The sequence below is a fragment of the Paenibacillus sp. NPDC056722 genome, from assembly GCF_042790635.1.
GTDB lineage: Bacteria > Bacillota > Bacilli > Paenibacillales > Paenibacillaceae > Paenibacillus_AQ > Paenibacillus_AQ agri.
In genome coordinates this window covers 641,963-655,924 of sequence record NZ_JBHTYV010000001.1, presented here as the reverse complement: position 1 = coordinate 655,924, position 13,962 = coordinate 641,963, and the positions used below count along the sequence as shown (strand labels likewise).

Genomic DNA, 13,962 nt, shown 5'->3' with positions numbered 1-13,962 from the left:
CCGGATTTTGGAGTTCCCGCATAAATAGACAAGTAGCCGTTATAGCGGCTGCTTGTTCCCTCTTTTCAAATGAAATCGAATGAACGTGACCCCCAGAATCAGGAGAAACGGCAGAGCATAAGCCAGGTTGTTAAGCAGTGGCCATGTGAGATTAACGAGTTCCTCGAGTTCAGACTCCTTAGTGTATGTTGTTACAGATAGCAGCAGGCAAATGAAAGCAACAGGGAGAGCGATAAGGCGTTCATTTTTCAATCCAAGAAGGTCTTTAAGGGTTTTTATTAGGATCAGCATGAGAATCGAGGCTTTGAAATAAAAACCGATGATTAGCGCAAAGCCAATAACAGACTCAATCCGTTCAATAATCTCCTGAAAATAAATCAGTCTGGCCAGTTGATATAATGAATATTTCAAATCCCCGGAAAGAGGGCCTAGTACCATAATGCTGCTAAGGACTGACACAATCAACGTTATGGCATTGACAATGAGCGCAAGGTACATATGCTTGCTCAGCTTGGGTTTGTCTTCACTTTTCACAAACGGTAAGATGATGGAGAAGACAACAAGCTCGGAATAGGGAAATCCATAGACGACATAGGCAGCGTTGAGGATCGGTCTGATTCCATCGGGCATCACAGGGAGCAGGTATTCCGGATGATACAAGCCAGCAACCAGAACCCAGACCAGGACGATGCAGCCAAACATCAGTGTGAAGAAAAGGGTAGCCATGCGTGCGATCACTTCGATTCCGGCCAAAGCCGTTAAAGCAATCGTCACAAAGAACATCGAATTGACGGCATACGTAGGGGTTTCCTTCAGCATCGTACTCTTAAAGAAGGTTCCGATCTCCAGCACAATCCCCGCTATATTCCAGAATAATACACACGTGAACGGAATCAATAACAGGAGGGTCGGAATGTTCCCGAGTACGGAACGGCTTTGTTCCACAAGTGACAGATCTGGCGCCCGTCGATTTAAGTAAAGAATACCGGAGAGCAGAATCATCCCCATAGTGGAAGCAATCAGAAGAGAGATCCATGCTCCATTGCCGGCAATGTTAGTGAGTGGTGCAGGGACGATAACGATGGAGGAGCCTGTCATGAAGAAGAGGAACAGCATGGACATTTGCAAAGAGCTGACACGTTCTTGTTTTCTCATACGTTCCTCCTGATCCTATAAGCTCATGAATTAACAGGGTTTAGCCAGTGTATGAACTGCTGGGCCGGTCCCCTAAGTACATTGAAGATCGAGTCCAAATTGGGCCATGATCTCGCCGTTACAAATATAAATGCCAGATACAGCAAAGGCACAAGAAAGGCTCCATAGACAAGCCGATCGCGAGAGCGGGCCTTTCTGAATTTTGGAAGGTCATGCGCAATCATAGCGGAAGCTAATAACAAGACAGTGATGAATTTCCCTGTCACCTCTATTTCTCCTTTGTCCCGAAGATGGTACCTGTATTCATACCGGTACTTAATACTTTGACATTGACTTTGGTCTTAAATTGCATTTGCGCGAGCTTTTGGTCCCAGGTTGGTTCTAGCCGGTTCCAGAGCTTAGGATTCCTCCTGTAAATCTGATTGCCAATCCCGAGTGCATCCACTTTGTTCGTCTTGAAGGAAGTGAGGGTATGTTCCAGTTGCTTCTCAACCTGCTCTTTAATGGCCTGCTCGAAGCGGCTCATATCTTTAATCGTCTTCAAGTGTGAGCAGCGCAGCTCCCCGATCGTCCCTTCGAATGCAACATCTACGTCGACAAAGACGTGATCGTCCTTCACTGTTGGGGTAAGCTTGCTGCTGAAAGTAAGAACTTCAAGGGTTTCTTTTTTGCTTAGCTTTTTGCTCGCATGATCCATACAAGGGAATTCCAGTACCCCATACCTGTATTTGCCCGTCAGCATCATGAACGTTTCTGTTTCCTGCTCCCTCAGAAGGCCCACCATTTTACCGTCCTGAATTAAAGCGACCCCGGAGATTTTGGCTTCATCATCTAAACTGCTCTTATGCAGGTAGGGAATGGCCGAAGTTTTGGAGGGGCTGCTCAATTGCATAGCCAGATCATACAGTGGAATATCGGAGGTTTTGGCGGAATAATGGGCGCTGGTCGTCTCCATCTTTTTATACTGTTGACCAATGGTGTTTTCAATAAACGGCTTAATGTTTAAAAATGGGGCGGCTGACTGCTCGGCAATAAGGGGAAGGATCGTACCACGCGGTTCATGGTCCCTGGAGAAAAAATCAAGGACTTCCCGGATACTTAAGCTTTTGGCCAATTGCTCTCCGATAAGAATCACGCGCATATGATCCCATTTGGCCTTTCTCCCGAACTTCGCAGGAATCTCCCGTATGGCCTCAAAAAAAGTCTCTCCGCTGGTACGAATATTAGTTCCCTTGGATGCAGCACTAGCCGTATCGCCAGCCGCCATTTTGCTGGAAGGATTATAGAAATGGGTCGTTATCTCAATGCGATTGTCTTCGCTCTGGTCAATAGCTATCGCTTGGACGTATCCATACTCATCCAACTCGTTATTATCCCAGCATCCGCTAGTCAGGCTGAGTACAATAAGGGACAGTAGTATGGAAGAGAGCCGTCTCACGTGATCTTGTTCTTTCCCGAAGTCTTTTTATAGAAGTGCCGACTTCGTGGCGAATGCACCAACAGGCGTCTAGGCACCACGAAAATGGCATCGCGCAGTCTCTTGAGGTCTAGCGGAGCCACTGTGTCCAGGTACGGCTCCCCCAAAGAGCGTAGTGTCGTCAGGTGGAGATAGATCAGGATAAATCCGACCATGATGCCAAGTCCACCGAACGTTGCGGCGAGAAACATCAACGGAAAGCGCAGAATCCGCAGGGCGATTGCCATATTGTATTGAGGAAGCGCGAAAGAAGCAATGCCTGTCAAGGCAACCACAATGACCATAACCGGTGAAGCGATCTGCGATTGAATGGCTGCTTGTCCGATAACCAGTGCGCCGACGATGCTGACGGCCGAGCCGATCGGCCTTGGCAAGCGAATCCCCGCCTCCCTCAGAAGCTCGAAGAAGAACTCCATGATGAGTGCTTCAATCAGCGCAGGAAAAGGAATACCTTCACGCGTGTTAAGAATGGCCAATAGAAGAACAGTAGGGATAAGTTCGGAGTGGAAGGTTGACAGTGCGATATAGGTGCTGGGCAACATGAGCGCTATGATGAAGGCAGCGACCCTGATCAACCGGATTAACGACGAAAAAATCGTTCGATAGTAGTAATCCTCGCTGACGGTAAAGAATTCAATAAAATTTCCCGGGCAGATCAGAATAGAGGGGCTACCGTTCACCATTGCGATGATCTTACCATCAAGCAGTGCGTTAACAGCAGTATCTGGACGTTCCGTATATCGAACCTGCGGAAAAGGGGAGTAGAGGGAATCGTTGATCCACTCCTCAAGATAAGAGACCTCGATAATTTCTTCCTTGACGATGCCGTCAATGCGTTGTTTGAATTCAGTTAACGTTTCAGGTTTAACCACGCCCTCCAAATAGCCGTAGGACACCGTTCTTTGAACCTGCTCGCCAGATGTGAACATCTCGAATTTGAGATTTGGGGATTTAATCAGACTTCGGATGACACCGATATTGCGTTCCAGACTTTCTATAAAACTCACATGAGGACCTTGTACAGTTGATTCTGTGATGGGCTCAGAGGCCTGACGCTGTTCTACATCAAGAGCATAGTACGCGATTGCTCTGGGCCAGCCGTTGAAAAAAATGACGACTTTTCCATCCAGTATGCCGCTAACGACTTGCTGGAAATCATCCATAAGTTCAACGTATGGCGAAGCTACACCCTTGTTCTCGAAAAAATCGATGACATCGTCAATGGTCACCGCCCTGGCAGGCCCGAGCTCGTGAGGAACGAGATTTTGCAGAGTGTCCTTCACAAAATGGTTCAGTGTAGACTTGGTTAACGTGTCGAAATATACGGAGATGGCCGCTTGCTCCAGCCCCGGTCCATAGTTCCAAGTGAGGATTTTTAAATCAGTGCAGTTTGTAAAAGAGTCTTCTATTGTCTTCAAATTCTCTTCCAAGATTGAAGAAATGGCAGGGGACGATGAATCACTGGATGAATGCACACCTTCAGCAGAAGTGGGTGATGAACGATTGGTTGAAGGGATTGTCTGGGTAGTCAGTTTCCGCATGCTGTTCTCCTATCAGAAATAAGATGTTGAAGCATTTACATCTTTTCCCTAAGGGGAGGAAACTATGCGGAAAGGCTCTGACAGGAGACGGCTTATACAGGAAATACTTCGTTTTTCTCATATAGTTTGCGGACTTGCTCAGCCATAAACTGTGGGGAATGAGGCATGTCGTTGGTAATCCACCATTCCAGTATGCCAATGAACGCAGAAGCCATAAATTCCGCGTTCAGCTCCGTGTCGATCCCCGATTGCAGATTCTGCTTGGCGAGCTTCTCCTTAAGGTTGGCAGACATAAAGTGCTGCAGGCGCCCCGGAAATACGGAAGTTCGATGATTGGTTAGCATAGCAGAGAAGAACAGATAGTTTTCTGCAAAATAATGAAATACAGGTGTCAGGTCGGTCACCAGGAATGTTATGCCTTGACCCGATTCATTCGTACTGCAAAAGTTGATCAGTCGGAGCAAATGCTCCTCAATGCATTTATCCAGCAGATCATATTTGTCACTATAGTGCAGATAGATCGTTCCACGGTTGACGTTGGCTCGCTCTGCGATATCGTTTATGGTGATTTGCTCCAGCTCTTTCTCGGAAAAAAGCTCCAGAAATGCCTTGTTAATGGCTTCTTTTGTCCTAACAATCCGGCGGTCTGTTTTGGTTGTTGTCTCCATTCTTCTTGTATCTCCTCCAGTTAATCAACAATTTCAAGGTACCTGTTGTATATCGTACAAAAACGCATGTATTAGCGATTGAATGAATGATTCTTCTCTATATAATATTATTCAACGGCCGTTAATTAATCAACAAGTATTCAATAAAATACATTCGTTCAATATGAGGAGAGATCACCAATGGAAAATACAAAAGGCAAAGTAGTTATCATTACAGGAGCTTCTAGCGGTATCGGAGAAGCCACTGCCCGGTTGTTGGCTGAAAAAGGAGCAAAGCTGGTTCTGGCTGCCAGAAGAGAAGAGCGTCTGCAGGACATTGTGCAAGAAATTAAAGGTGCAGGTGGGGAAGCTGTTTATCTCAAAGCAGATGTTGTCTCCACTGAGGATATGCAGAAGCTGGCACAGTTTGCCTTGGAACAATATGGCCGGATTGATGTACTGGTGAATAATGCCGGGGTGATGCCGGTTTCCCGGCTTAATGAACTGAGAACCTCTGAATGGGATCAGATGATCGATGTGAATATTAAAGGTGTGCTGTACGGCATCGCAGCAGTCCTGCCGGTCATGAGAGAGCAGCAAGCCGGGCATATTATCAACATTTCATCCGTTGCGGGCTATGAGATCAGTCCCACTTCATCAGTTTATAGTGCCACCAAGTTTGCGGTCCGAGCCATTACAGAGGGATTGCGTCAAGAGGAATCTCCATCTTCCCATATCCGTACCACAATCATTGCTCCGGGAATGACGGAAACGGAACTGCTCCATACAGTGAATAGTCCAGAGGTTCAAGCCATGGCATCGCATATCTCGAATTTGGCTATTTCGCCCTACAGTATCGCCAGAGCGATTGCTTATGCCATCGATGAACCCGAGGATACTGGAGTCAACGAGATCGTAATCAGACCCACTGCACAGCCATAATTTATTTGTATCTGTGCATACAAAACGATCACCCTCTTCATGTTCGGCATGAGAGGGTGATCGTTTTTTGTTCTTATAAAACTATTCGCCTTAATTACTCTTTCCAATACTTCTTCTTGTCTTCTTCAGTGATGGACCGGATGACCCGACAAGGATTTCCTGCAGCAATCACCCCTGATGGGATATCCCGGTTGACTACACTGCCAGCTCCAATGACAGTGTTATCACCGATGGTTACACCCGGCAAGACCACGACATTGCCACCAAACCACACGTTGTTACCCACGGTAATCGGGTAGGCATACTCTAATCCTTGGTTACGCTGCTCAACATCCAGTGGATGCCCGGCGGTATAGAAGCCGCAGTTCGGAGCAATAAACACGTTATCTCCAAACGTTACTTTGGCTGCATCCAAAATAACGCAGTTATGGTTAACATAGAAATTCTCACCAATCTCAATGTTGTACCCGTAATCACACACAAATGGCTGTTCAATATGAAAGCTCTTGCTGGTTTTACCCATCAGCTTCTCAATGAGCGCTTTACGTTCAGTCATGTTCGAGGGACGTAAATGATTGTAATCATGACAGAGATCCTTAGCCCATGTGCGTTCCTCCATCAATGCAGCATCATAGTTCGCATCGTACAATAACCCGTTTTTTGCTTTTTCCTTTTCGTTCATAAGGTCCTCCTGATTCAAAGAATGCTCTGATTTTTAGATAATGCCCCAATTTAATCTTGACTTTAAAGGGCACTCTTATTATATTTCTATTATTACAACACTTTTTAAAAATAGTTTAAAAAGGTTCGTTACTATGATAACTGCATTTGATAATACTCGCAAGTAAAATAATAAGAGACAAGGAGATCTCAATGATGACAACGAAAAGAATGGATTGGGATGCAGGGACGTGGCTCAATGCACCACAGTCTGCCCGGAGAGAAGGAGAATTCCTGAAGGTTGTACCTGAGAAGGGAAAGGACTTCTGGAAGAAGACTTTATATGGCTTTGAATTTGAAGATGGGGCTGCTTTGTTGGAGGAGTGGGATAACAACACCGCGGTAGAAGTGTCGTTTCAACTCGGCTCCTTTACGGAACTATACGATCAGGCAGGCATCCTGTTGTACCATGGCCCGGAGCAATGGATAAAAGCGGGAATCGAATTCAATGATGGCATTCCTCAGCTATCCGCAGTGGTAACCGATGGCTATTCCGACTGGTCGCTCGCTGCTGTACCGGAGTGGGCTGGGGAAGAGGTCACATTGCGCGCTTCGATTATGAAGGATGCTGTAATTATCCGGGCACGGACGGAGAACCACGGATGGCGTACGATTCGTGTAGCCCGTTTTCCATACGAATCCGGGAATCAGGCCGGTCCTTACACCTGTTCGCCAACCCGTGCGGGCTTTGAGGTCACGTTCACTCGTTGGGACTTCACAACACCGGATCAAGACCTTCATGTCGATCCTCCCCTGGAGAGTGGACACTAAATGAGATTACCGATAAGTGAAGCACGTTGGTATTCTTATCCTGGGATGGTGGCGATCGTCACCTCACGTTACAACGGGCAGCAGAATATTATGGCCTCCGGCTGGCATACGTACATAGGATCATCACCAGGAATCTACGGAATCTCCATTCGCAAGGAGACCTATACGTATCAGCTGATCGAACAGAGTGGCGTCTTTGGTGTACATTTTATGCCGGCGAGATGTTCAGAGATGATCCAGGCTGTTGGCACATTCAGTGGACGGGATATGGACAAGTTCGATAAGTTCAACATTGCTTATGAGGAAGGTCTCAAAGCAGATATACCAGTGCTGACTGAGGCATACTTTGCCTATGAATGCAAAACTATGAATATTACAACCTACGGAGATCATGAATGGATCGCAGGGGAAATCATGCAGACCTATCAGGACAAGGATTGTTTCTTGGAAAATGGGCTGCCTGACCTTACGAAGCTGGAAATCCCACTCTATGTAGGACGCTCTAGCTATCGAACTTTAAACCAAACAGTGGATGAGAAAAACCATCCGTTCTATTTACAAAACTAAACAAAAGAATGGACCGGAAGTCATCCCGCTCCATTCTTTTTTAACATTCCGAGGATTAACTCGCTCTATAATGAGCATGACTCAGTTGATCCAGCAAGAGGTTCAAGATTCCGCCTGTCTACAATATCCCCGTCATAAAGTATCGGATGACAAGACGGCAGTTTCATTAAGGTTACGAACTTGTCGCTTGGCCGCCATTCACATGTAGCACCTGTCCGGTCACAAACCGGGAGTCATCCGATGCCAGATAGACAAAAGTCGGAGCGACCTCGAACGGCTGCGCTGGACGTTGCATTGGATTGGACGCGGCAAAAGAGGCTACTCTGTCTGCGGTAAAGCTCGCCGCGATAATTGGCGTCCACACTGGCCCAGGGGCAATAGCATTAACGCGAATGCCCTGCTTCGCGACATTGTGTGCAAGGGCGCGTGTAAATCCGACATTTGCTCCTTTGGTTGCGGAATAATCAATCATCAGCGTTTCCCCATTGTAAGCAACGACAGAAGAGGTATTAATGATCGAACTGCCAGGCTTCAAGTGCGGCAGCGCAGCTCGTGTAGTATAGAAATGCGAATAAATATTGACTTTAAAGGTGTCATCGAACTGTTCATCGGTAATGTCGAGCAGGCTGTTCTGTTGAAACTGAATGCCGACATGATTGCACAGAATATCCAGCTTGCCAAAAAAATTCACCGTCTGCTCGACAATAGCCGCGCAATGCCGCTTATCTCTTAAATCCCCCGGTAACACCAAGCAGCGTCGACCGAGCTGCTCAACCCTTGTCTGTGTTCGCTTTGCATCCTCATGTTCATCCAGATAGGAAATCGCGACATCAGCACCTTCTTTGGCAAAAGCAATGGCCGCTGCCGCCCCCATACCACTATCTCCCCCAGTGATGAGGGCAACCTTATCTAACAGCTTGTCGCTGCCTTTATAATTAGGGTTCTCCACCAGCGGCATGGGTACCATCAGTCGCTCCACACCTGGCTGACGAAACTGTCGCTGCTCCGGCATATTGAGCGGTACCTCTTCATATTTCGTGATCCTTCCGTAATTTGGGAACAGAGGGTAGGGCTCTGTTTTTAAGTGATCCACAAAATACTGCTGTGACTGCTCCAATTGCTCCATCTTCTGTTTATTGTCCATCTTTGCCTCCCGAATGAATTCATACGTTATCTTATGTGCAATAGGCATTTGTGGTGATTTCAGCCCATTGTTTAAAATGTTCACAGTACTGGCTCAGATCGGGCAGCGCCTACGTACATTGGTAACAAAAAGCATACCAGGAGGCCCTATGATCCCTTATTATTTTAGCCCGCAGGTGTATTATTTGCTTATACCGCATGACAATGGATACGTGGATATGCACTATGCTTCGAACCATTCATGGCCAGCACCAGTCATCGAGCTTAGACCGCCGTATTACACAAATCCGCAAATCGTACTTAATTACCCGTTGATCTGAGCGCCTGGCGCAGTAATTCAAGCAAAAGGAGTTCTCTGCATCGCACAAAAAATAGCCTGATTCAGCTACGATACTTCTCGTGCCGAATCAGGTTATTTTTTTGGTGATTTTAAAGCACGCTATTGAAATCTAAATATAAAAATCTTTACAAGAAGTAAGGTTAACCGATCTATTGGACTAAGATAGCGGTGACCTTCTCTTTTTTTGAAATAACTAGATATAATTTATATCTAATATATTTTGTTTAACGTATTATTTTCGTAAATGAGAGTCACCCAACGGGTTATATTATTAATCCTCTCTATAATAGATTGATGAAGATTTTTGTGAAATAAATGTTGGCACATGCAAATTGCGACACTAAACATAGTGAGCTAAAATGTGGTTAGCTAGAATAAGGGCGGTGGAATGGCTTGGTTGATGTAGATAATAACTTTAGACAGAAGGAATATGCATCATTGGAAGGGCTGTGCTTCAAGCTTCGGGAGATGGAGCATATTAAGCATCAAGCGAACCCTTGGGAGCTACGGCTGCAATTTATTGAATCCCATATGATTCTTGTGGCGGCATCTGGTCAAGGCTGGCTAACGATTGATGGAAAGTTCACCGAGCTTCGAGAAGGCAGGGTGTATGTATGTATGCCAGGTCAACTGGTAGAAGCGGAAGTGAACACTCTTGATGAGCGGGGATTCTATCATATCCGATTTGATGTTATGGAAGACGATAGACCTTCAGGCCACTCGTTGCAGATTATTACGAGAAATAGCCCGTTTCCGGCGAAAGGAGAAGTTATCGTTACGTCACCGGTTTCTATCCATGCGTTGTGCGATAAGATTTGCCAAAATATACAGGATGAAGATCACCTGAGACGGTTTCGCGGTCAAATTCTTTTTCAAGAACTACTTTATACTATCCTGCAGGATACACAATTGATAGAGGGAACCGATTCAGAGAGGGAGCTGTCATTCGTTAAAGATTATATTGAACAGCATTATCAGCAGGAACTCACAATCGATCATTTGGCTAAAGTGGCGGGAATAAGTACCCGTCATTTTATGCGTTTATTCAAAAAAAGGTATGGCTACAGCGCAATCGACTATTTGGCAGTATATCGAATAGAACGGGCGCAGCAGCTGATGAGATCAGGTGGGCACCATCGCCTGCGGGATATTGCACGGCATGTAGGCTACCACGATGATATTTATTTCCGGCGAAAATTCAAACAGATCTCAGGTGTGCCACCAGCCACATTTATGAAGAACAGCAGGGAAAAAGTAGTGGCCTACGATTTTCCGAACATTGGGCAGTTGATTGCGTTGCAAATGAATCCTTATGCCGCACCAGCCGATCACCCATGGACGGATTATTACAGACGAAAGTACCAGATGGATACTTTACTACCCCTAAGCTCAAATCAGTCGATCAAGCGGGAGGAAATCCGTCAGGCTAAACCTGATTTCATTATTGGTGTCGACATTCTGGTTCCTCCGAAGGAGCAGGACTTGTTGAGAGAAATCGCACCAGCCTATTTCCTACCATGGGTGGACAATGATTGGCGCACGCACTTGCGCTTGATTGGGGAATTTCTGGACAAGACCGTGGCAGCGGAGATGTGGCTGGAGAAATATGACCGGAGAGCTCTTTTTGTAAGGGAGCAAGTGAAGAACGTATTTAAGGAGGATCGTCTCCTCATTCTGAATATTACCGGTGATCGCTACAATGTTTTGGGCAAAAGAAGCCTAGGTACGGTATTCTATGATGATTTGCAGGTTGTGCCTGTGCAGAGAGTCGATTTGTTGAGAACGGGCCAACATATAACACCGAATGAGCTGGCAGATATAGATCCAGACCGTTTATTGCTGATCGTAGATGAGGACACTCAATCGCAATTAAGCTGGCGGACACTCATGAACACTACGCTCTGGAATGATCTCAAGGCCGTGAGAGGCAACAAGGTAGACTTGCTGCCATCCTATCCTTGGGTTGAGTATACGGCATTCACCCATGAGCTATTGCTGGATGAAGTTTTAAAGATTTGGCGGGATCGTGCATAAAATAAAGTCGCTATCGTCAATATTCTGACAATAAATATTCCTCTATACTCCTTATATATGATAATGATAATCAATTTTAATTAGAGATTGTCGTCCAACCATCAAAATATCAGGAGGGTCATCAAAGAATGAAGCAGCAACGTAGTTTGATTACAGGATTAATCTTCGTTTTGCTAGTCATGTTAATTACGGCTTGCGGAACGAGTAAAGCAGATAATGCCGGAAACGCTGGAAATACAGCACAGAACACAGGCGGGAATACAACAGGAAATACTGAAAAAAAGAGCGAAGCAACTACCGATGAACAGCGTGTAATTTCAACTTTAAAGGGAGACCTGAGCATTCCAACCGATCCGAAAAGGGTCATTGGACTTTCGGTAGTCTACCCGGAGTTTTTATATGCTCTTGGCGTTACACCGATTGCAGTTCAGAATTATCATCCGGAGTTCCCTTCTTATTTAAAAGAGCCGTTCAAAGATACGCTGAAGATGGGCATTGGCCAAGCACCTAACTTTGAAGCTATTCTGGCTTCTGCACCGGATTTGATTATTGCCCCTACATGGTGGTCCGATAAAGATTATGATCAGCTCTCCAAGATCGCACCAACGGTGCTGTTGCCGCAGCGCGATGATTGGCGTGATGAGTTACGGGATATTGGCGGGGTGCTCGGCAAAACCGACGTAGCGAACAAGGTTATTCAAGATTTGCAGATGAAAGAAGCTCAGGCCAAAGAGAAACTCCAGACGCTAGCTGGAGACGAGACGGTGCTATACATGATGATTATGGCGAAGGAAATCGTTATTTATGGCGAAAAAAGTGACCGGGGCAGCTTCATCCATAAGACACTAGGTCTAAAACCGATTAAAGAATATCCTCAGGACGAGATCAGCCTATCCATTTCATTGGAAAAAATACCGCAATATAATCCTGACCATCTCATTTTACAGTTAGATGATGACTCTAGTGAAGAAGTACGCAATAGATATAATGACATGCTCAGCAGCTCTTTGTGGAAGAACATGACTGCTGTGAAGAAGAATCAAGTGCATATGATGGGAGGCAAGGAGTGGTTCAGTCTGGGCATGTCTCCACTGGCTGACGATCATGCGATTGACGATGTCATTCATGCTTTTGAACAATAGACATTCATCATGGGAGGGTATACAATGGGCACGGTTGATTTTCAACAATTAGAAGAGAAGTTCGCCCTGACTCTGCATGAGCTTGAGAATACCGTGCTTACTATCCCTGCGAGCGATTTATTAATAGCCGAACCTATGCAACACCTAATCGACACTTACGGCTCGCTTATCAAAGCTAGAGAACCAGCTGCTACGGCAGCTTTTTTTGTTAGCTGGTTCGCAGGAGTATGCGGGGCAATGCAGCACATGCTATATGTAGGAAATGAGGTCATTCTGGATTTGTCATTGTCCAATTTGACGGTGCAATTATACATAGATGGACAGTATCCTCTTTTTGGCTTTAAAATCAATGAGACACGGTTTAGTGACGTTTCAGCAGTGGACCTTGAGGAAGAGTACAAGAGAATGCTACATGTTTTTTACAAGGAACAGGTCACGCCAATCATTCAGTTGCTGTCAGGGCTAGTCCCGATCCATGCTACTGCCTTATGGGGACAGATCGGTAATGCGTTATATGCTCAATTGGAAGAAGAGTTGGCCGAAGCTTCTGATGAAGATAGTAGAAATCGAATAGTTTATTTTTATGAATGGCTAACACAAGATCTCGATCCTAGCGCGTTTGGACTAAGTAGCAACCCGTTTAACAGGAAACCGAGATTTATTGAGCACCCTAGTATTCCTGATCGCAAAATAAGGATGAAAACCGCCTGTTGTCTGGCTTATTGCTTGGAGGGCGACTTTGGCTACTGTTACGAATGTCCGCGGTTAAAGGAAAAGGATCGGACAATCATGAGAGCGAATAAGTAATAACGACACGATTGAATGCAATTAAACAGATGAAGAGGAGTCTTAGAACGTGACACAGAATAATCAACTGACCTTAACTCGGCTTACGCAAGCTGATTTACAATCTGCATTTGAACTTTTTACATCCTCAATTACAGACACCTTTGAAAAAGAAGGAATACTGCATTTAACGGATAATCTTCATAGTGAGATTGAAATGAAACAACAGAAGGCTCTGGCATCCCTGGCGGAGCATTCAAATATCTATTTTCTTGCTGCTAAAATCAATGAAACGGTCGTCGGCACGATTTCCTTTGCCCCCTGTGGGGAGGTCATTCGCGCATTATCTGATAATCAGCTAGATGACGTGGGCGAACTGGGTAGTCTATATGTATTGCCAAGCTATCAAGACCAAGGTGTGGGTTCGGCGTTAATTAAGGAATTAATAACTTATCTGGCGTCACAAGGGACGGAGCAATTTTGTCTGGATAGTGGCTACAGAAGCGCGCAGTCGAGATGGAAACGGAAATTTGGAGAGCCCTACAAGGTAGCGATCGACTACTGGGGACCTGGTTCTGCGCACATGGTGTGGTTGTGTCAGGTGAGTGATTTTGTAGAATGAGTTAGCGGGCTAACACGTACATACAGCTATACATATGAAAAAGGTGGTTTCAATCCGGAATCACCTTTTCGTATT

General features: G+C 45.6%; 14 protein-coding genes. 8 read left to right on the top strand and 6 right to left on the bottom strand.

The features are described from left to right. Window positions 1–39 precede the first annotated feature (39 nt). The 4 genes from ACFRAM_RS03175 to ACFRAM_RS03160 all read right to left on the bottom strand — a co-directional run bounded on the left by ACFRAM_RS03175 (window position 40) and on the right by ACFRAM_RS03160 (window position 4,841). A complete protein-coding gene (locus ACFRAM_RS03175) occupies window positions 40–1,155 on the bottom strand; it encodes a GerAB/ArcD/ProY family transporter (RefSeq protein ID WP_379464487.1) in 1,116 nt (371 codons plus the stop codon). Window positions 1,156–1,423: 268 nt separating this feature from the next. Beyond that, window positions 1,424–2,593 carry a Ger(x)C family spore germination protein gene (locus ACFRAM_RS03170; protein WP_379464486.1) on the bottom strand — a complete coding sequence of 390 codons (1,170 nt, stop codon included), beginning with the start codon at window positions 2,591–2,593 and terminating at the stop codon, window positions 1,424–1,426. Continuing rightward, a complete protein-coding gene (locus ACFRAM_RS03165; protein ID WP_379464485.1) occupies window positions 2,590–4,173 on the bottom strand; it encodes a spore germination protein in 1,584 nt (527 codons plus the stop codon). Before ACFRAM_RS03165 ends, ACFRAM_RS03170 begins: the two co-directional genes overlap by 4 nt. 92 nt (window positions 4,174–4,265) lie before the next feature. Beyond that, window positions 4,266–4,841, bottom strand: a complete 576-nt coding sequence (locus ACFRAM_RS03160) for a TetR/AcrR family transcriptional regulator (RefSeq protein WP_379464484.1) — start codon at window positions 4,839–4,841, stop codon at window positions 4,266–4,268. A 180-nt stretch (window positions 4,842–5,021) separates the two neighbouring features. On the opposite strand from ACFRAM_RS03160, the gene ACFRAM_RS03155 reads away from it, so the two are divergent. Further along, window positions 5,022–5,762, top strand: coding sequence for an SDR family oxidoreductase (locus ACFRAM_RS03155; RefSeq protein ID WP_379464483.1), 741 nt, complete (start codon window positions 5,022–5,024; stop codon window positions 5,760–5,762). Between the two features lie 94 nt (window positions 5,763–5,856). Here the strand turns inward: ACFRAM_RS03155 and ACFRAM_RS03150 are convergent, their stop codons facing one another. Continuing rightward, entirely contained in the window at window positions 5,857–6,444 is a 588-nt protein-coding gene (locus tag ACFRAM_RS03150) for a sugar O-acetyltransferase (protein ID WP_175372543.1), read from the bottom strand. A gap of 194 nt (window positions 6,445–6,638) precedes the next feature. Here ACFRAM_RS03150 and ACFRAM_RS03145 point away from each other — a divergent pair, with 194 nt between their 5' ends. Beyond that, window positions 6,639–7,253, top strand: a complete 615-nt coding sequence (locus tag ACFRAM_RS03145; RefSeq protein ID WP_379464747.1) for a DUF1349 domain-containing protein — start codon at window positions 6,639–6,641, stop codon at window positions 7,251–7,253. Next, on the top strand, window positions 7,254–7,820 hold the full coding sequence (locus ACFRAM_RS03140; protein WP_379464482.1) for a flavin reductase family protein: 567 nt from the start codon (window positions 7,254–7,256) through the stop codon (window positions 7,818–7,820). 172 nt (window positions 7,821–7,992) lie between these two features. Here the strand turns inward: ACFRAM_RS03140 and ACFRAM_RS03135 are convergent, their stop codons facing one another. Beyond that, window positions 7,993–8,946 (bottom strand): SDR family oxidoreductase, encoded by a 954-nt coding sequence (locus tag ACFRAM_RS03135; protein ID WP_379464746.1) that lies wholly within the window; start codon window positions 8,944–8,946, stop codon window positions 7,993–7,995. A 166-nt stretch (window positions 8,947–9,112) separates the two neighbouring features. On the opposite strand from ACFRAM_RS03135, the gene ACFRAM_RS03130 reads away from it, so the two are divergent. The 5 genes from ACFRAM_RS03130 to ACFRAM_RS03110 all read left to right on the top strand — a co-directional run bounded on the left by ACFRAM_RS03130 (window position 9,113) and on the right by ACFRAM_RS03110 (window position 13,887). Beyond that, window positions 9,113–9,283, top strand: a complete 171-nt coding sequence (locus ACFRAM_RS03130; protein ID WP_175406339.1) for a hypothetical protein — start codon at window positions 9,113–9,115, stop codon at window positions 9,281–9,283. 413 nt (window positions 9,284–9,696) lie between these two features. Beyond that, window positions 9,697–11,337 (top strand): helix-turn-helix domain-containing protein, encoded by a 1,641-nt coding sequence (locus tag ACFRAM_RS03125; protein ID WP_379464481.1) that lies wholly within the window; start codon window positions 9,697–9,699, stop codon window positions 11,335–11,337. A gap of 128 nt (window positions 11,338–11,465) precedes the next feature. Further along, window positions 11,466–12,479 carry an ABC transporter substrate-binding protein gene (locus tag ACFRAM_RS03120; protein WP_379464480.1) on the top strand — a complete coding sequence of 338 codons (1,014 nt, stop codon included), beginning with the start codon at window positions 11,466–11,468 and terminating at the stop codon, window positions 12,477–12,479. A 24-nt stretch (window positions 12,480–12,503) separates the two neighbouring features. Continuing rightward, entirely contained in the window at window positions 12,504–13,286 is a 783-nt protein-coding gene (locus ACFRAM_RS03115) for a hypothetical protein (RefSeq protein ID WP_379464479.1), read from the top strand. 49 nt (window positions 13,287–13,335) lie between these two features. Continuing rightward, a complete protein-coding gene (locus ACFRAM_RS03110) occupies window positions 13,336–13,887 on the top strand; it encodes a GNAT family N-acetyltransferase (protein WP_379464478.1) in 552 nt (183 codons plus the stop codon). The last annotated feature ends 75 nt before the right edge of the window (window positions 13,888–13,962 follow it).